At 46.6% G+C, this 20099-nt stretch carries 13 protein-coding genes and 1 pseudogene; 8 read left to right on the top strand and 6 right to left on the bottom strand.

What is annotated here, in order from left to right; translation table 11 throughout:
- Positions 1–51: 51 nt before the first annotated feature.
- Positions 52–873: a hypothetical protein gene (locus tag PREMU_RS08035; protein WP_007574435.1), complete on the bottom strand. Its 822-nt coding sequence runs from the start codon at positions 871–873 to the stop codon at positions 52–54.
- Between the two features lie 136 nt (positions 874–1009).
- On the opposite strand from PREMU_RS08035, the gene PREMU_RS08030 reads away from it, so the two are divergent.
- Together PREMU_RS08030 and mfd are read left to right on the top strand one after the other, a co-directional pair.
- Entirely contained in the window at positions 1010–1759 is a 750-nt protein-coding gene (locus PREMU_RS08030) for a polyprenol monophosphomannose synthase (RefSeq protein ID WP_007574434.1), read from the top strand.
- Positions 1756–5160 (top strand): transcription-repair coupling factor, encoded by a 3405-nt coding sequence (gene mfd, locus PREMU_RS08025; protein ID WP_007574432.1) that lies wholly within the window; start codon positions 1756–1758, stop codon positions 5158–5160. Before PREMU_RS08030 ends, mfd begins: the two co-directional genes overlap by 4 nt.
- Here the strand turns inward: mfd and PREMU_RS15680 are convergent.
- A pseudogene (locus tag PREMU_RS15680) lies at positions 5155–5322 on the bottom strand (carbon-nitrogen hydrolase); the annotation flags it as partial. The gene mfd and the pseudogene PREMU_RS15680 overlap by 6 nt on opposite strands.
- Positions 5323–5452: 130 nt before the next feature.
- Between PREMU_RS15680 and PREMU_RS08020 the strand changes: the two are divergent.
- From PREMU_RS08020 to PREMU_RS08010, 3 genes are all read left to right on the top strand, one after another.
- Positions 5453–6346: a Cbp1 family collagen-binding glycoprotein adhesin gene (locus PREMU_RS08020; protein WP_007574430.1), complete on the top strand. Its 894-nt coding sequence runs from the start codon at positions 5453–5455 to the stop codon at positions 6344–6346.
- Positions 6347–6586: 240 nt separating this feature from the next.
- On the top strand, positions 6587–9223 hold the full coding sequence (gene gyrA / locus PREMU_RS08015) for a DNA gyrase subunit A (protein WP_007574428.1): 2637 nt from the start codon (positions 6587–6589) through the stop codon (positions 9221–9223).
- Between the two features lie 23 nt (positions 9224–9246).
- Positions 9247–10482, top strand: a complete 1236-nt coding sequence (locus PREMU_RS08010) for a tetratricopeptide repeat protein (RefSeq protein ID WP_007574427.1) — start codon at positions 9247–9249, stop codon at positions 10480–10482.
- A 248-nt stretch (positions 10483–10730) separates the two neighbouring features.
- Here the strand turns inward: PREMU_RS08010 and PREMU_RS08005 are convergent, their stop codons facing one another.
- The 3 genes from PREMU_RS08005 to PREMU_RS07995 form a co-directional block, all read right to left on the bottom strand.
- On the bottom strand, positions 10731–10991 hold the full coding sequence (locus PREMU_RS08005; RefSeq protein ID WP_007574426.1) for a SemiSWEET family transporter: 261 nt from the start codon (positions 10989–10991) through the stop codon (positions 10731–10733).
- Between the two features lie 464 nt (positions 10992–11455).
- Entirely contained in the window at positions 11456–13297 is a 1842-nt protein-coding gene (locus PREMU_RS08000; protein ID WP_007574425.1) for a hypothetical protein, read from the bottom strand.
- The gene (locus PREMU_RS07995; RefSeq protein WP_007574424.1) at positions 13285–13497 is read right to left on the bottom strand and encodes a hypothetical protein; all 213 of its coding nucleotides are present in this window, start codon (positions 13495–13497) and stop codon (positions 13285–13287) included. Before PREMU_RS07995 ends, PREMU_RS08000 begins: the two co-directional genes overlap by 13 nt.
- A gap of 766 nt (positions 13498–14263) precedes the next feature.
- Here PREMU_RS07995 and yihA point away from each other — a divergent pair.
- From yihA to PREMU_RS07975, 3 genes are read left to right on the top strand one after another with little or no spacing between them, the layout of a single operon-like run.
- Positions 14264–14866, top strand: a complete 603-nt coding sequence (gene yihA, locus PREMU_RS07985) for a ribosome biogenesis GTP-binding protein YihA/YsxC (RefSeq protein ID WP_007574422.1) — start codon at positions 14264–14266, stop codon at positions 14864–14866.
- Entirely contained in the window at positions 14863–16653 is a 1791-nt protein-coding gene (abc-f, locus tag PREMU_RS07980) for a ribosomal protection-like ABC-F family protein (protein ID WP_007574421.1), read from the top strand. The genes yihA and abc-f overlap by 4 nt, the downstream gene beginning before the upstream one ends.
- Positions 16626–18689: a DUF5686 family protein gene (locus PREMU_RS07975; protein WP_244863879.1), complete on the top strand. Its 2064-nt coding sequence runs from the start codon at positions 16626–16628 to the stop codon at positions 18687–18689. Before abc-f ends, PREMU_RS07975 begins: the two co-directional genes overlap by 28 nt.
- Positions 18690–18732: 43 nt before the next feature.
- Here PREMU_RS07975 and PREMU_RS07970 read toward each other — a convergent pair whose 3' ends face one another.
- Positions 18733–20007: a DUF3078 domain-containing protein gene (locus PREMU_RS07970; protein ID WP_156803984.1), complete on the bottom strand. Its 1275-nt coding sequence runs from the start codon at positions 20005–20007 to the stop codon at positions 18733–18735.
- Positions 20008–20099 lie beyond the last annotated feature (92 nt).

Genomic DNA, 20099 nt, shown 5'->3' with positions numbered 1-20099 from the left:
AAGGCGTACCGTTTCTGGTGCGCCTTTTTCATAATCCTTTATCGGTGGCTGTTAGAAATTGGAATCGCCTTCGTCGTCTGTAATTTCCTCAGCCTCATAGTTGAGTTCGTCAGGATTGGTCTCATAGGTTGTGCGGTAGCTCTCTTCCGTTAGCTTGTCGTCGTCAAAGGAGTCGTCGCCCTCCTCTTCGGCGTTTCCGTCCTTGCCAGAATCCTCTGGGTCTTTATTCTCACTATCTTCGTCTGAGCCGTCTTCGCCATCATTAACAGGGGCCACTATCTCCTGACTGACTGTTTTCTCTTCTATCTCTGGCTTCTCTTTCACAAAGATAGCTTCAGTCCACGTGCCTTTTGGTATCTCAAGCACTTCATAGCCATCGTTGATCTTCTTGTCGTAAAGTCCACCTTCTTTGTGTAAACGATCAGCTGGCAAAGTGGTGGTTGAGATGTCGAAAGCGCCCTGGATAATGTCTTGTATGCTCTGTGAAAGGCTCTCCCAACCGCTGCCGAAATTTCTCTCTAATATCTCCACCAATTTTGCTGCGGAGATATGGCCGACATTTTCATAGGTGAGATCGGTAACTCTCATAATAGCACGCTTCTTGATAGCATACTTACGCGTTGCCTCTTCAGGTCCTACGACACCTATCTTGAAGCCGCGGCTCTCCAGCTTCTCAATGACAATGGGGTTGTCAACTTTCACTTCTTCGATTTCAAAAGCAGTGCGGATAATGTCGGTGTAATGATTCAAATTGTCTTTGAGATCGGCATCTTTCTCTGCTGCTTCCCACATACGGATAACGTCATTCTCCTGGATGTCCCATACATTGCTCTTAGTCAATGTCTTAAGGGTAATGGCTTTTTTGTCTTTCATAATCTGATTTTTATATGCTTGCAAAATTAGTTATAAATCCGAAATAAGCAAACATTTCGATGAAAATTATTGTTGGTTAGTGAATAGAGTATGCAAATAATTTCTTAATTTTGCAAAAAAGTAAAGAATAGTTCTTATGTGTGAGAGTGACTCGATCGTAATTATCCCCACTTACAATGAGAAGGAGAACATAGAAAAAATCATACGTGCTGTGTTTTCCCTTGAGAAGTGTTTCCACATTTTAGTGATTGATGACGGCAGCCCTGATGGCACAGCATCTATCGTAAAAAGTTTACAAAAAGATGAGTTCGGCGACTGTCTTTTTCTTATTGAACGGCAAGGCAAGCAAGGCCTTGGCACTGCTTATATAGCAGGTTTCAGATGGGCTTTAGAACGTACTTATGAGTATGTTTTTGAGATGGACGCTGATTTCAGCCATAATCCTGATGATTTGCCGCGCCTTTACGCCGCTTGCCATGACGGGGGTGCTGATGTGGCTGTCGGCTCACGATATATTTCAGGCGTGAATGTGGTTAACTGGCCAATGGGTCGAGTGCTGATGAGCTACTTCGCCTCTAAGTATGTAAGGGTGGTGACGGGTATTGATGTGCATGATACTACCGCAGGATTCGTTTGTTATCGCCGACGTGTGCTGAAGACCATAGATTTCGATAGGATTCGTTTTAAAGGTTATGCTTTCCAGATAGAAATGAAATACACGGCTTATAAGATTGGCTTCAAGATTAAAGAAGTATCAGTGATCTTCGTCAATCGTCGTGAAGGCACGAGTAAGATGAGTGGTGGTATCTTCTCGGAGGCTTTGTTTGGTGTCATACGCCTTAGACTTGACGGATGGTTCAGGAAATATCCCCAGCCCGCGGAATGAGGTTCAGCCAATTAGTAGATTCATATGGTCATCTGCTGCAGGCGGGTACACTTTTAAAGACATTAGGAGATCAATCTGTTAAAAGAGTTGTTCTCCAAGGTCTTGTAGGGTCTTCTGTGTCGGTACTATTCTCATCCGTGTTCGATCGTATCGGTCGAACCATTCTGTTTATTCTTGATGATGCCGACGAGGCAGGCTATTTCTTTAATGATCTGTCTGTCAGTAGGGCCTATTACTTTCCTTCAGCATATCGTCGGGCAGTGAAATACGGTCAGCGAGACGCTGCAAATGAAATATCACGCACGGAGACACTTGCTTCACTTTCATCTTCCGAGTCTGAGCCATTGGCAATTGTGGCAAGTCCACAGGCAATGGCAGAACTGGTTGTCTCACAGCATCAGTTAGACGAGCGCCGTATTTCTTTGAAAACATCACAGTTAATTGCCATCACGGATCTCGAGCATCGTTTGCGTGATTTGGGCTTTACGGAAGTGGATTATGTCTATGAGCCTGGGCAATTCGCTCTGCGTGGAAGTATCGTGGACGTCTATTCTTACAGTAGTGAGCTGCCTTATCGCATCGACTTCTTTGGCGATGAGATTGATACGATCCGTACATTTTCAGTAGAGGATCAACTGTCTCAAGACCGTAAGACACAAGTAGAGATTGTACCTGAACTTGCTTCGTTAGAGACGGAAAAAGTATCTTTTCTGCATTTTCTTCCTGATGATGCACTCATTGTGATGAAGGACGAGCGATTCGTCTTTGACATGATTCAGCGTATTTATAATGAGGGATTCTCAACACAGGCAATGACGGAGCGCATGGAAGGTGCTACTGAACTGGAACAAGAACATATACGTCAAGAAATGAATCGTGAGAATGTGCTCTGCAAACCTACAGTGTTTGCTGACGAATTGTCACGTTTTCAAACGGTCTCTCTTACTAATACTGTTACGGATTCCTCGCGCAGCGATACCACTATTATCTCTTTTCATACTACTCCTCAGCCATTATACCATAAGAATTTTGATCTGCTCAGACAGTCGTTAGAGGACTATCAGCTTCAAGGATATCATCTTTATATTCTTGCCGACAGCGAGAAACAGCAGCAACGTCTTAGGGATATTCTCAATGATATGACTGCGGATGATGCTACCGAAAGGCTTGGCAATCATCTTGTTGCAGTAGACAGAACTGTCCATGAAGGCTTTGTGGACGGTGATCTGAAGGCTTGTTTCTTTACCGATCATCAGATCTTCGACCGTTTTCATAAATACAATCTCAAGTCTGACAAGGCGCGTGCGGGCAAGATGGCACTCACGATGAAGGAACTTCAGGAGATGCAACCTGGGGATTATCTCGTTCATGTCGACTTGGGTATAGGCAAGTTCGGCGGGTTGATAAAGGTTCCTAATCCGCAGGGTGGCTATCAGGAAGTGATTCGGATTATTTATCAAAATAATGATAAGGTGGATGTTTCCATCCATTCGCTTTATAAGATTTCGAAATATAGGGCTGCAGACAGCGGCAAAGCCCCACACTTGTCGACACTTGGTACAGGTGCATGGGAGAGACTGAAAGAGCGGACAAAGAAGAAAATCAAGGATATAGCCCGTGATCTCATACGCCTTTACGCCAAACGTCGCCATGAGAAAGGTTTTGCCTTTTCTCCTGATAATTTCATGCAGCATGAACTTGAGGCCAGTTTTTTATATGAAGATACCCCTGATCAGTTGAAGGCGACTCAAGACATCAAGGCTGATATGGAGCGGGCTGTTCCAATGGATCGTCTTGTCTGTGGAGACGTAGGCTTTGGAAAAACAGAACTTGCCATTCGGGCTGCATTCAAGGCTGCATGCGACGGTAAGCAGACTGCTTTACTCGTTCCTACAACGGTGCTTGCTTATCAGCATTACCAAACTTTTAAAAAACGGTTGCGTGACTTTCCTGTCACTGTAGAGTATCTGTCGCGTGCGCGAACGGCTAAACAGGCGCGGCAAGTGACAGAGGGCTTGGAGTCCGGGCGTGTGGATATTATTATAGGTACGCATAAACTGATAGGAAAGTCGGTGAAATGGCACGACTTAGGTCTTCTCATCATTGACGAAGAGCAGAAATTTGGAGTCTCAACGAAAGAAAAGTTACGCAAACTCAAAACAAATGTGGACACGCTCACCATGTCGGCGACACCAATACCTCGCACTTTGCAGTTCTCGCTAATGGGTGCGCGTGACATGAGCATCATGCGAACCCCACCACCGAACAGATACCCTATCCATACGGAGCTTTGCACCTTTTCTCATGAGGTCATAGCCGATGCTATCAATTTTGAGATGAGCCGCTCTGGACAGGTTTTCTTTGTAAGCGATCGTATATCGGGTCTGACGCATATTGCAGAGCTGATCCATCAGTATGTACCCGATTGTCGTGTGGCTATCGGTTATGGGCAGATGCCTCCAGAGAATCTGGAGAAGATCATTATGGGCTTTATCAATTATGAGTACGATGTATTGCTGTCTACTACAATAGTTGAGAACGGTGTTGATATCCCTAATGCGAATACGATTATTATCAATGACGCTCATCATTTTGGACTTTCAGATCTTCACCAGATGCGTGGCAGAGTAGGGCGCTCCAATCGAAAGGCTTTCTGCTATCTTCTTGCACCACCACGTTCCTCCCTGACTCCTGAGGCTCGCCGCAGGCTTGAGGCTCTTGAGACATTCTCTGATTTAGGGAGCGGATTCAGCCTTGCCATGCAGGATCTGGACATTCGAGGTGCCGGTAATTTGTTAGGATCCGAACAAAGTGGTTTCATGGAGGATTTGGGTTATGAGACATATCAGAAGATATTAAGCCAGGCAGTGACAGAGTTGAAGAATGACGAATTTCAAGATCTATACACTGAAGACATTAAGGAGGGGCGAGAAATATCCGGTGATGAGTTTGTGGAGGATTGTGCAGTAGAGAGTGATCTGCCGATGTTCTTCCCTGATACTTATGTGCCCACAAGTTCTGAGCGGATGCTGCTCTATCGTGAACTTGACAATATTACGGATGACGAGGCCTTGAAAGCATATCGTCAGAGGCTTGTTGACCGCTTTGGCAGTGTACCCCATGAGGGTGAAGAGTTGATGCAAGTAGTCATGTTGAGGCGCTTTGGTAGAAGGCTTGGATGTGAGAAAATCATGCTTCGACAGAGTCTGATGACCATGCAGTTTGTCTCCAATCAGTCATCAGCATTCTATCAGAGCAGGACTTTTGGGCGCATCATTCATTTTGTGATGGACAATCCGCGCCGTTGCAATTTTAAAGACAGCAACGGTCACCGCCTGATAAAAATCAGTAATGTGCCAAGTGTAGCAGAAGCGGTGACGGTACTTAGAAACATGCTATAGCCGTTTCATCTGATACAAATCGCCGCGGTAATCCTGCAGGTCCCGTGTTGAACCGTAGGTGTAAAGCTCTGATAACAGGTTTAGATCCACAACATCGGAAACAAGAATCATCTCAGTGATGAGTGCCGCTTCAGCGCATTGTCTGTCATAGGGAAAGGCAAAGACAAAGTTATTGGAGAATGTAGATAAAGCAACAATAAATCATAAAAAATAGTAAAAACGGGTCTCAAAAGGATGCTGGTATTCATAAATTGTCTATTTTTGCGGTGTTGGAACATTAAAATAATAGATTATGAAGACACAAAACATTATTTTATCAGGGTTGCTGAGTCTTGCCTTGGCTTTAGGCATGATTAGTTGCAACGGTGGAAAGACCAATAAAATGCAATCTGCTATTGACTCTCTGTCTAATTCGGATAGCTTGCATCAAGAGGATATTAGGCAGATGGCAGACTTCGTCAACGTGATGTCTGTGGGTCTTGACAGTATTTCTGCGCAAGAGGGTCTCATTAAACAGATGGGAAACAAAGAAGGTCGTCTGGATAAAGCACAGATGCGTACACAGCTGCAAAATCTTGCGGAGTTGCTGCGCAAACAGCGTACGCGCATCAATGAGCTTGAGGCTGAAGTGTCAGGCAACAACTCTTCTTATGGTCAGCGAATCAAGAAGCTTATTGCTAACTATAAGGCACAGCTGAATGAGAAAGACGCTCAGATTGCTGATTTGAGGAAGCAGTTGGACGACAAAAACGCTAACATTGCCCAGCTCAATGAGAGTGTGAACAATCTCACCACGACTAACACGCAATTGCAATCAACCGTTGAGACCCAAAACAAGGCCATTGATCAGCAGAAGACGACAATTGCCCAGCAGGATGAGTCGCTGCATACAGGGTTTGTGGCGATTGGTACTGCCAAGGAGCTTAAGACAAAAGGAATTATCAGGGGTGGCTTCCTTGCCAAGAAAACAGTGGATGTGGCGAGCTTGCAGCCGGGCAGCTTCTCCAAGGTTGATATCCGCAACTTCAATGACATCCGGCTTAGCTCTTCTAATCCGAAGATCATGACGCAGATGCCATCCGATTCCTATACGATAGAGAAGAACGCTAACGGCTCTTCTACACTTCATATTAAGGATATGCAGACATTCTGGAGTGTGAGTAAGTATCTTGTTGTGAGGCTGTAACCCGTAAAACCCATTTCCGTCATTTTTATAGCCCATGGTCTGAGAGGATCATGGGCTTTTTAGTTAATCTTCGCCACCGATAAAAAATAATGGGTGTAAGTGCTATTTTTTCTTCATTTAATCGTCTCTTTCTCATATAAAATGTGTAATTTTACATTTTGAAAAAGGCATGTAAGTGGATTTTCTCGCATTTAAATGCCCTTAAATCGCATTTTAACACAAATAAAGACATAAAGTATAATGGATGAAAATCTGACTATTGATCAGGACCGGATCATGAAGATTAACATCGAGGAAGAGATGAAATCCTCTTACATCGACTATTCGATGTCAGTCATTGTGGCCCGTGCACTTCCTGATGTCAGGGACGGTTTCAAGCCCGTGCATCGCCGTATTCTTTACGGTATGCTTGGCTTGGGAAACACAAGTGACAAACCTTATAAGAAATGCGCGCGTGTCGTTGGCGACGTTCTTGGTAAGTACCATCCCCATGGCGACAGCTCTGTCTATCTTGCCTTGGTGCGTATGGGCCAGGAGTGGAACATGCGTTACAAACTTGTCGATGGACAAGGTAACTTCGGCAGCGTTGATGGAGACTCACCAGCCGCCATGCGATACACAGAGTGCCGCCTGTCGAAGATGGGCGAGCACATTATGGACGATATTGACAAAGATACTGTCGATATGGTCAACAACTTCGACGACACGTTGAAGGAGCCCTCTGTGATGCCCACGAAAATCCCCAATCTGCTTGTCAATGGTGGCAATGGAATCGCCGTTGGTATGGCCACGAACATCCCGACCCATAATCTTGGGGAGGTTATTGATGGCTGTTGTGCCTATATTGACGATCCAGATATCGACGTGGATGGACTGATGAGGTATATCCCAGCTCCTGATTTCCCAACGGGTGCCTATATATATGGTCTTCAGGGTGTCAAGGACGCCTATCGTACCGGCCGCGGCCGTGTCGTTATCCGTGCAAAGGCGGAGATAGAAAGCGATGACAACCACGACCGTATCGTAGTGACAGAGATTCCTTACGGTGTCAACAAGCAGCAGCTCATTGAGTATATAGCCGATCTTGTGAAAGAAGGCAAACTGGAAGGTATCAGCAATGTCAATGATGAAACCGGACGCCAGGGCATGCGAATTGTCGTGGACGTGAAGAAAGATGCCAATGCCAAGGTCATCCTGAACAAGCTTTTCAAGATGACAGCCCTGCAGAGCAGTTTCTCTGTCAACTGCATTGCCCTTGTGCCTAATAAGCATGACCATTCCCAGCTTCGCCCGAAGCTGCTCTCGCTGAAAGAGTGCATCAGCTATTTCATAGAGCATCGGCATGAAGTGACCATCCGCCGCACAAAGTTCGATTTGAATAAGGCCAAAGACCGCGCACACATCCTTGAGGGATTGATCATTGCAAGTGACAATATCGATGAGGTGGTGCACATTATCCGCGGAAGTGAAAGCCCATCGGATGCACAGCGCAATTTAGAGACACGTTTCTCACTGGATGAGTTGCAGTCGAAAGCTATTGTGGATATGCGTCTGTCCCAACTCACAAAACTTCGCCTTGATGACTTGCATGCTGAGTACGAAGAGTTGGAAAAGCGAATCACCTATCTGCAGCAGATTCTCGATGATCCTGAGCTTTGCAAGAAAGTGATGAAGGACGACCTCCTCGAAGTGAAACAGAAGTATGGCGATGAGCGCCGCACGCAGATCATTCCCGATGAGCACGAGTTCAATGCTGAGGATTTCTATCCCAACGACCCTGTGGTCATCACTGTCAGCCATTTAGGCTACATCAAGCGTACGCCGCTCAAGGAGTTCAGGGAACAAGCGCGCGGAGGCGTAGGCTCAAAGGGTGCACATACGCGTGAGAAAGACTTCACCGAGTTTATCTATCCGGCCACGATGCATCAGACAATGCTCATCTTCACTCGCCTTGGACGATGCTATTGGCTGCACTGCTACGATATACCTGAGGGCGATAAGGCTTCGAAGGGTAGGGCAATCCAGAACCTTCTCAACCTTGAGTCAGGAGACACGGTGAATGCATTCCTCCGTCTTCGTGGCGGCGGCCTTGGCGATGAGGAATTCACCAACTCGCACTATGTGGTCTTTGCTACAAAGAACGGTACGGTAAAGAAGACCTGCCTGAAGGAGTATTCGCGTCCGCGTGCCAATGGTGTCAAGGCGCTGATCATAGCCGATGGAGATGAGGTTGTGGACGTGCGTCTGACCAATGGCTCCAATGAGCTGATTCTTGCTGACCGCAATGGTCGGGCTGTATACTTTGATGAGAAGCAAGTACGTCCTTCCGGCCGTGCAGCAATGGGTGTCAGGGGTATGGTACTCGATGGCAACGACGATGCCGTCGTGGGTATGATCGTTGTCAACAACCCAGAAAAGGAGACGGCGATGGTCGTCTCAGAGAACGGTTACGGCAAACGTTCTGAGATTGTGGAATACCGCAAGACAAGCCGTGCCAAGAAGGGTGTGAAGACCATTGCCATCACTGAGAAGACAGGTAAGCTTGTGGCCATCAAGAACGTGACCGATGAAAACGACCTCATGATCATCAATAAGAGCGGCATCGTCATCCGCATGGCTGTGGCTGATGTGCGTGTCATGGGCCGTGCCACGCAGGGCGTGCGCCTCATCAACCTCACCAAGAAGAATGATTGCATCGCCAGCGTCTGCAAGGTGATGAGTTCTGAGCTTGAGGCGACAGTGGAAGAGGAAAGCCGTCAGAAGTGGAATGAGACCAATGCGAAGTTAGAAAAGGACATCAACTCACAAGAGCCTCAGGACGCGACGACCTTGAATCCCGGATCACTCGACGTGACGGATACAAACGTAGAAAACTGATAATACATAATTTTTCAACGCTTATGAGAAAACTAATGATTGCAGCTTTGATGATGCTTGGCACATCAGCTGCTTTTGCGGGCGACAGCGAACCACTGAAAGCTGTGCTTGCTGCAAAGGATTTCACTCAGGCTTCGCAACTTCTGAAGCAGAATCTTGGACAGATGGCCAATGCTGCCGAGAAAGCAAAGGCCTATGACTATGTGACAAATCTTGCATTGAAGACTTTCGATGCACAGAATGCTATTGAGGCTCAGAACATCCAGGCTAAGATGCTTAAGCAGAAGACGACACCTTACGACACGCTTGCTTTCTACCAGGCAGCCTACGATGCCACAATCAATGGTGTAGAGTGCGCTAAGTATGACGCAGAGCCTAACGAGAAGGGCAAGGTGAAGCCAAAGTACACAGATGGTCTGTCTACAACTGTCGGTAACGCCCGTCTGCAGCTCGTCAACGCCGGTAACTATTATGCTCAGCGCAACGATCAGGACAACGTTCTGAAATATTGGGGAGCTTTTCTCGATACGGACGACAATCCCATGTTTGCAAAGACCCATGAAAGTGAGAAGCAGTATCTCGGACAGGTAGCTTATTATACGGCTCTCTATGCTAATCAGGCTAAGCAGTACGCAAAGGCTGAGAAGTATGCCGATATTGCCATGCAGGACACGGCTATGCGTAAGCAGGCAGAGTCGTTCAAGTATTCCATGGCCCAGATGAATCTCAAGACACGCGCTGACTCATTGGCTTTCGCTAACAAAATGAAGGCTTCTTACGCTGCTGATCCCAGCAATGAGACTGTCTTTGGGCTGCTTTGCAACATGTATAGCGGTCTTGGCATGGAGACAGAACTCAACGCTCTGCTCGACCAGGCAATTGCTGCCAATCCTAAGAACTTCACTGCCTGGGCAATGAAAGGACAGAATTTGGTCAACAAGGAGTCGAAGTCGCAAAATCCCAACTGGGATGAGTGCATTGAGGACTTCAAGAAAGCCATCGCCATCAAGGGTGATAACTCGGTTGTGCTGACTTATTTAGGTTTCGCCATTAATGCCAAAGCTGCTGCCCTTAATGGAAATCCGGCACAGCAGAAGCAGCTCTATAACGAGTCCATGGGGTATCTGGAGCAGGCCAAGCAGGTTGATCCAAACCGCGCGCAGAGTAACTGGGCTTATCCTCTCTATCAGTGCTATTATTCGATTTATGGTGCTACAGATCCTCGTACAAAGGAGCTTGAGAGCATGTTGAAAAAGTAAAGTCTTTTAGGGCAAACAGAATGGGGGCGGCTTTGAAGTCGCCCTTTTTTTGTGTATCTTCCTGTAGACAGGTGTAATGGCGATCACTACATGTGATGACCAAAGCGTGGTCATCTCATGACCACGGCGTGGTCACATGATGACCACGCCGTGGTCGCGTGACGATGAAAGTGTAATTAGGGCCCGCTAAATGAAAACAATGACAAGATCATTGCCATGAGTGCCGTTATAATCTTCCCTACTTTGTCTTACAGAGAGGTGAAAGCGGTGATTAAGCCGAAGACTACTCCAGGCGCATTTGCTAAGGCAAGTGGCAGGTCACGCTTCTCTTTGAAGAGTCCATAACATACCCACAGCGTGCAGTTAATAGCAGCCATGAATGGCTGAATGAATGTACCTTTCTGTCCGGCAAGGTTGTTTTGGATCTGCGCAATATAGAAAACATACATCAAAACGGATGTAACCATACCAACCCAGCCTAAATTTGTGAAGAACTTTTCTTTTGTCATTGTCTTCCTTAATTCTGCAACACTTGGTTTAACTATTATAAGTTTTGGGCAACAATTAGTTGCTCAAGATTTTGCCATGTCGCAAAATCTACTTGCCTTAGTGTTGCAAAATCAGGCAGCGAATTCAGCGATTGACGTGGCAAACTTACAAATAAAATCCGAGAAACTCACTCCTTTTGGAGATATTTTTTCAATTATGGACTGTAACGTGTGTCCTTGGAAGACTTGAACCTGGAGCCACAATCAAAGTCTATCCAGATATGAAACTCACAGGCATTGGACTCATCCAATAAACGGAATTGGCTCTTCACCACTTTCCACGGGGAGAATCAACGCAGACCCATATATAAGTAGTGGGGTACTAAAGTATAATTAGTACCCCACTGAAGTATATTTAGCTTGGATCTGTATCTGCACCGCTCATTGGCCGGTTAATATTCAGCTTATTTGAGAGGCTGCAAAACTTAGAAAGCGATTACCGAACGAGCCGCATAGCCATTGTTTTCATCGGTACCATTTCGTTTGCCGAGATAAGTAAAGTCTATTTCCGTTGGTGCAAGGCGCACGCAGCAAGCAGAACCGTCCGACTTTGCTTCATCGCAAGCCCAAAGATACCACAGGTCTGTCCGACCATCATCGGTGGGAAGGTAAAATGCTGACTCTGGTATTCTGCCATCGTCGCGATACTGACCGAGGATAGGATTAAAATAAGTATCGAAACAGTTTATGAAATTCTTTAGATATTTATTCTTCTCATCTGCCGAGCTGAACAGCCAACTCAGGCTGTATACATTTCCTCCCGCATCCCGTGCGATCTGCAGCTCGTTTGGATCCAGTCCCGAAAGATTGGCAAACATCAGAAACCACTGTCCGATACTTGGCAGATACCATCCGCTTGTGTGTGGCGGCCTGGGAACAAGCGGAATTGGATCGTAAGCGTATTCCCATCCTGCTCCGCCATACTCCATAGCAAGAGGTATCGCGGCCTTGCTTCCTCCATGGTTGAAGTAATTCTCATAAGTATAATTTTTCAGGTATCTCTCGTTCAGGGTCTGGCAGAGGCTCAACCCGTCCAAGTTGTTCATCATTGTGAGCGGTGCTGTGGCATCAATATGATCAAACAGATTGGGAGCTTCAGGATAATCCCTATTGTCAGGGCCCCATGGTGTAGGCCAAGCTGCATCACGCAGTCCGACGGCATATCCGTGTGTGTATCCTTTTTCTCTGTCGGTCGGACTTGTATAATTACTGAACACCAAGGCTACAGGGTATTTGTTAGTGTAATAGACCAAAGGTCCCCAGGTGCCGTCACTGTACAGATAGTCTCCGATATTAGGTGTCCTCTCCGATGCTTTCAGCTTCACGGTCTTTGCTACGACCTTCTGTGCAGGGAAAGATTTCTCTTTGATGTTGAGATGGCGGCGGAAGGTGCTGCCGTTGTCGCATTTAACCTTTATGGATAGTTCGCCCGTGAGTTTCCCGTTTGCAGGAACAACCACATAAACACTCGCCTTGCCGTTAGTTAAAGGTATGCGGCTAAGCTTCGGACTGAAAAAGGTTACGCCGTTATATTCGTCGGTTTCACCCTCTTTGCCGAACGCAAAAGTTGCCTTATCTGCAAACATGCTCTTGCTGGTAGAGGTCTTCGGAATATAGATAAAGGATGTCTCACTAAGCGAATTGCTGCCGGAAGAGGCAGAAGGATCACAGTCAAAGTCCATACGGACTACACACATCTTGTGGTTAAAGCGCAGTCCGGCGGAAGCCTTTCCTTCTGCATAGAGGAGGTCATAATTGGCTATTTGGCTGGCTTGACCGTCTTGTCCTGACAAATCAACAGAGACCTTCAGTTTGTTGTTATCTATTGACGCGTCTATCTTGTCAGTTTCCTTATTGTTCACAGCATATAAGGTACTTGTCTTGAAGGCCTGTGCATCCTCACTGCTTTCCACATTTCCATGGAAAGTAGCCGAGTTCCCGTTTATGGATGCTATTGTCAGATCTGTCTTCTTCAGAGTTCCTCCGCTGCGGTATGCAACCGTCAGCTTGTCGTCAGTTTCCCAAGTAGTCTTTAATCCGCTGGCATCATTCTCCTCCACACCGACTCTCGTCATCAGTTTATTGTATGGTGCAACCGCAGGATTATCGATTGCTACATCGAGCGAAACCTCATAAGGAGAGTTGCTCGTCTTCTTTGTCGTCGCAGATTCATCCTGCTCGGAACAGGATGAAAGCATAAGTCCCCCTAAGACACTACCATACAAGAGTAGGGAACGCACGAATCTCATACCAATTACTTTTCCCATGGGTTGTTCCACATTAATTTTTTACTGTTATTTGAACTGTTATTTGAATTGTCGTCACTCCAGTCGTCATCACCGGACTCATCGTTTTCCTCCGACCACCCATTGATTGTCCCCGAGACACAGAAGAAATGGCTGGGTTCTACAGCTATTACTTCTATCTCCGGTTTTTGATACTTCTTTTTCTTCACTTTTTTCTTCATTGTAATTCCAATTTAGTTAAATGTCATGTTTTTCCTTTTACAGACAGTATAGGATATTGAATTGCTGTGCCTTGCCGCCACAGTGAAATTTGTCAGACCGTTCTGCTTGTTTTGCACCTTGTCGGGAACGGTTACGGCACCCGTTCCTTCGATTTGCCGCACAGATACTTTATTATCGTGCGTCATCAAGTTCTTGACAGTAACCTTAATAACTCTTAATGCAATAAAATCCAGATGGAGTTCCCCCAATAAGAAAGTTGGGCTTATCTCAAATGATAAGCCTTCGCAAGGAATACAAAAATCCAGGCGAAGGAACCACATGTATGTCCTTTGCCTAAAGAGGGTGCGCCGTGTCTCACGCGCGCGTATGCGAGGAGGTTTTTGTAAGAAGTTACACCGGTAGCGCCTGTGTGTGTGTGTGTGTGTGTGTGTGTGTGTTAGCAAAATATCCGAGCTAACCAAATATAGCGAGTTAAAAATCGCAAAGAAGTTATTATCCTCTTGCAACTCGTCCATGTTCTTATGATATAATGCGGAATTACACATTTTATCTGACTCTTTTTGACACACTTTTCTTCTAAATCGGTGCAAAGGTAAGCAATGTATCTTAAATGTGCAAGAAAAAATAAAGAATTATGCAGAAATAGTGTGCAAACGAGCGCGTTTCAGTGTCTTTTGCAATAGTTGTCTTTTTTTCTGCATCGCATTTTCATAGTTATCTCAGAAAAAGATATTAAATTTGCAGATAAATTTGATAAAGACACAAATGGACATCACGACCGCCGAATACTCCGTTTCCTCCCCCACCGTAAGTCACTGCCCAAAGGACCACCGCGCCGAATTCGCTTTCATCGGGCGTAGCAATGTGGGCAAGTCGAGCCTCATCAATATGCTCTGCCAGCACAAGGGGCTTGCCAAGACGTCTGCCGTGCCAGGCAAGACGCTGCTCATCAACCACTTCATCATCAACCGGGAGTGGTATCTCGTTGACCTGCCAGGCTACGGCTATGCCAAACGCTCCAAGACCGACCGCGATAAACTGGACCGCATGATCCGCTCCTACATCCTGCAGCGTGAGGAGCTGAGCAACGTATTCGTGCTCATTGACATCCGCCTTGAGCAGCAGAAGATCGACCGTGAGTTCGTTGACTGGCTCGGAGCCAGCGGCATACCCTTCTCCATCATCTTCACAAAAGCTGACAAACTCTCCGTATCCAAAGCTAAGGCCAACGCCCAAGCGTGGATGAATGCGCTGCTCGATACCTGGGAGTCGCTTCCGACCTATTTCATCACCAGTGCCGACAGAAGGACGGGTAGGGAAGAGGTGCTCGACTATATCGGACAGATACTCAACGACATTAAACAATGACACCCTATTTAGACATACAGAACTTAACGAAGCGCTTCGGAGCACAGACACTCTTTGACCAGATCAGCTTCTCTGTGGCCGAGGGGCAGAAGACAGGCCTCATCGCCAAAAACGGGACTGGCAAGTCAACGCTCTTGGAGATCATCACCGGCCGCGAGGGCTACGACAGCGGCTCCATCATTTTCCATAACGATGTCTGCGTAGGCTATCTTGAACAGACACCAAGGTTTGATCCGGAAGAATCAGTACTGGATGCATGCTTCAACCATCATGGCGAGTCCGAACGGGTGTTGAAAGCTAAGCAAATACTCACGCAGCTCCATATCGAGAATCTCTCACAACCCATGAAAGAGCTTAGCGGTGGGCAGCAGAAGCGTGTAGCACTGGCCAATGTGCTCATCACAGAGCCAGACTTTCTCATCCTCGACGAGCCCACGAACCACCTCGACCTGGACATGATTGTGTGGCTGGAGAACTATCTCTCCCGCTCCAAGCTGACGCTGCTCATGGTCACCCACGACCGTTACTTTCTCGACCATGTGTGCAATGTCATCCTTGAGCTTGACGATGAGACCATCTACACCTATCGTGGCAATTACAGCTACTATCTCGATAAGCGACAGGAGCGCATCGATAACCGGCGTGCCGAGCTGGCACGCACCAACAACCTATTTCGCAGGGAGCTTGAATGGATGCGTGCTACGCCTCAGGCGCGCAGCCACAAGGCCCGTTTCCGCGAGGAGGCCTTCTATGAGCTGCAACAACGTGCCCGTCAACGCATAGAGGAACGGCAGATGCGGCTTAAGGCCGGCAATATTTATATCGGATCAAAGATCTTCGAGTGCCAGTACGTGTCGAAGAAGTTCACCGACGCACGTGGAAATGAGAAAATCATTCTCGATAATTTCTACTACAACTTCGCGCGTTTTGAGAAAATGGGCATCGTGGGCAACAACGGCACGGGAAAATCTACATTCATCAAAATGCTCTTAGGCCTCGTGACGGCGGACAGCGGCAAGTTCGACATCGGCGAGACCGTGCGCTTCGGCTATTTCTCGCAGGACGGACTGAAATTCAGAGAAGACCAGAAAGTAATCGACATCATTACGGACATCGCAGACTACATCGATTTAGGCGGCGGAAGGAAAATGACCGCGTCACAGTTTCTCAACTATTTCCTCTTCACGCCTGAACAACAGCAAAACTATGTCTACAAGCTCAGTGGAGGCGAACGACGAAAGCTCTATCTTTGTACGGTACTGATGAAGAACCCTAACTTCCTTGTATTGGATGAGCCTACTAATGATCTCGACATTCAGACCTTGCAGGTGCTGGAGGAGTATCTGCAGGATTTCCCAGGGTGTGTCATCGTGGTCAGCCATGACCGATATTTCATGGACAAGGTCGTCGACCATCTGCTTGTCTTCCAAGGTAACGGCATCATCAAGGATTTTCCTGGCAACTATACTCAATACCGCGAATGGAAGGCCTTGAAGCCGAAGGAGGGGGCTGACAAGTCTAAGACGCCTAATGAGCCTAAGAAAAGCAAGAAAGACTATCATCACGACACCCGCCGCCGGCTGTCGTTCAAGGAGAAGAGCGAGTTAGAGCAGCTCAGCAAGGACATCACAGTCCTCGAAGACGAGCAGAAGCTGCTGGAGACGGAGCTATGCAGCGGAAAACTGTCGGTAGACGAGCTCACGGAGAAGAGCAAGCGGCTGCCACAGCTTAAGGAAGAGCTTGATGAAAAAGAAATGAGATGGCTGGAACTCAGCGATTTGGAATGAGACGTGTGATAGTTGGGCTTCTAATGCTCCTGCCATTGTATGCCGCGGCAAGAAAGGACAATAAGTTCTCCCTGCTTCGGCGTGTCCATACTTATGCTACAGCGATTGATACTGTTCATGCTCCCAAGACGACATTTTCCTATGCGCGCGCCTCTCTCCGTGTTGACAAACGAAACCCAATACTCTTGTTGGTGCCTTCGGCCTATATCATTGCCCGCGGAGAACGGAGAGAGTTTCTCACCGAGAGTTATTCAAAGGTCCAACTAAGAGATTATAATGACTTTGATATCAAGCCATTGATTCGTATCACTACAATTCCAGGATATAGACGGACAATGGCCAGTTTCAATCGGTATATGACGCCAACCATCTATAGTGAGACCCTTTGTGGCAATACCATCCTTTCTCCTTTCCATCCCAATAATTTCCGTTTCTATAAGTATAAGATATATGGCGAGAGCGGTGACACGGTCAATATCCGTTTTTATGGCCGTCGCTCTAACACGCAGCTCGTACGTGGAAACGCATCTATAGACAAGCTTACTGGACGAATCATCAGCTGTAATTACAAGAGCGAATACGACATGATTCACTCTTGGGTGTCGATGGAAATGGGCGAGAGAGGTGCCAGTTCTCTCTTCCCCAGGGACTGTGAGGCGCTCTTCTATTTCCGGTTTTTCGGCAATAAGGTATCCGCACACTATCGGTCCTTTTTCGGACTAAAGGACACCTTGCGTCTTGATGGCCGGCAAGAGCTCAATGACCCGCTTCTCATGGCCCAGGTAAGGCCTGACAGTCTCAATGAAAATGAGTCAAGGATGTACCAGGAAATGGTGACTTCCTATGCTAACAGGGATTCAGATCGGCTCCAGGATACTGTACGGAAGAAGCACAACTGGGTTAAAACGATCTTCTGGGATGCTGTAGGCAATAACGTCCTCAATCGTGTGAAGATGCATTTTGGGCAAAACAGTCAGGGCTATCTGCGTGTGAATCCCATGCTCAATCCACTGTATATGAGCTACAGCCGAGGCAGGGGTTTTACCTATAAGTTTGATGTCCATGCAAGCTATCAGCTTGGGTACGACAGTGAGCTGCTTGGCCGCTTCCGGTCAGGCTACTCGTTCAAGCTCCATCAATTCTATTTCCGCCTGCCCATCTATTATTATATGAGCAGAAGAAAAAACCGATATGTTAAGTTCGAGATAGGAAACGGCAATCATATTAGCAACAACCTGATAGAGAAAGAAATGATGATCTCTCCACAATCAGGTGACCTGAAGCCGGTGATATCGCCTAAGAACTTTAATGAGTTTCGTCAAGCAGATTCCCGCCTCATCCTTAACTTTGATATCAACAGTCGTTTAGGGTTTCAAATAGGTTCGCTGTTTCAAAGATATGCTGCTGTCAATCCGGGATTCTTTCATTTTCTTGATAAACCGTCAGAATATACTGCGTTCGCGCCGGTATTAGAATTACAATATCGCCCATGGGGGTGGACAGGGCCTATCTTCACCTTTGACTATGACCGTGGCATCAACGGGATTATGAAATCAAACATGAAGTATACGCGATTTGAGTTCAATGCCGAATATATTCATCACCTCAATCGCCTGCAGTCGCTTCAAACGCGCTTAGGGTCAGGCTTCTATAGCCACAAGGGAAGAAACACTTATTTTCTTAACTATGAAAACTTCAGAGAGAATAACATCCCCGGCGGCTGGAATGACGACTGGAGCGGCGAGTTTGAATTGCTCAGAAGCAACTCATATAACGCATCATCCTACTATCTGCGTGGAAACATGACTTATGAGAGCCCATTGATGCTTTTGAGCTGGCTGCCTATAGCTGGGCATTATATGGAAATGGAGCGCTTTTATGTCTCATGGCTCGATGTGGATCATATTCATCCTTACATAGAGTTAGGCTACGGTTTTACGACAAGGCTGCTGTCGGCAGGCATCTTCGTCAGCAATGGTAAGGGCAACCGCACGATAGGCTGTAAGTTTGGCTTTGAGCTTTTTCGACATTGGTGATGAAGCGATGCCGTCACAGCCTGCTTGTCATTGTGCCACGGCCTTAGATGCTATAGGAGAGACCTACCGAGAAATATTCCCTGAACATCCAGTATACTAACTTGTCATCACGCATTCTGCCATCGTCAAACCGAGGATAGAGATAAACCTTTGTAGCAAAATATCGGTTGAACTGGAAAGACAATGTGTTTTCCCATTCTGCTTCCATGCGTTTGTAAGTTGTATATCCATAGAGGCGGGTCCTCCACGAGAAATTATCCGTAATATTCCAATTGAGGTCAATGGTCGTCTGGGAGCCAAAGTCGTGCAAAGAGTGATGCCCGCTGTCGATGCCATTGTTGGCGGCCAAAGCCAGTCTGCCCACATATTTTAAGTTGTAGGCAAATGGTGCGAGATGAATACTGCCTTTGAGCCTTCCCTTCAGCAAGTCCACATTATAGTCCATACCAATTGAGGCATTGACGTTGAGCGGGGAAAAAATGTCCGACTGTACATAATTACTATTGGTATTAAAGTGTCGTGCCCACTGCGTTTGGGCTATGAGTTGGAAGGTATAATACCATTTGTTTGCTGCCTGAAGACCGAGTTTCCCGGTATAGCGGAGCATGTCCTCTGTAGGTCGCGTGTGGTGAACGGAGTCGCTCTTGGTGGTCTGCATACCGAATTTCATCTCCAGCATATTGTCCCATTTCACTTTCTGCTTATTGTTGTAGTTGGCTGTCAGCGTCACTGCTCCCATCATCGAATAGTTGCTCTCGCCGCCTTGATACCAATTGCCAGAGAGATAGTTTTGCAGGAATTGCAAATAGTAATCCCCGCCAAAATCCCAAAAATTGGGTTTAAAGACTATAAGATCCATCGGCAAGGCTTCTGGGTCTTTTGGTGCGGACTTATTCACAAAGGCGGAGGGATTCTCCGCCACCGTCTTCGGCTTGATGACAGACCCTTTCTGCTCTAATTGCCGGTCGGTCTCTGTCACCAATTCCGGATGCTTAAGATAGACCGAAAGCAAATGCTTATCCGTTCCCGTCAGAGTCTTATCCAAAGAAAATGCATTCCCAGCCACGTCACTGTAAAAAGTCAGTGGCAAAAAATAAGGTGCGGTATCAATAGGGTTGAGCGCATGGGCCTGTGTGGAATCGTTATAAATAGAATCTCTGTAAGCAATCAATGCATCAGTATAACGCCGCATGATCTTCGACATTTCATCAGAGTAAGTGCTGCGCCAACGATGTTGAGGCGCCTTTTCGCTCCAGCCATAAAGGGAGAGCGGAAGCAAAAACACAAGAAAGATATATTTCTGAAACTTAATCATCATGATGAAAATTAAAACACTGCAAAGGTAGCAAAAGTGAAAGAAACGACCAAGGAAGAAATATAAAATGATTTCTAAATTGATTTGTTGTTTAT

It is taken from the genome of Hallella multisaccharivorax DSM 17128 (assembly GCF_000218235.1).
GTDB classification, from domain to species: domain Bacteria; phylum Bacteroidota; class Bacteroidia; order Bacteroidales; family Bacteroidaceae; genus Prevotella; species Prevotella multisaccharivorax.
The sequence above is the reverse complement of the archived record's forward strand: the minus strand, read 5'-3'. Positions and strand labels throughout refer to the sequence as shown.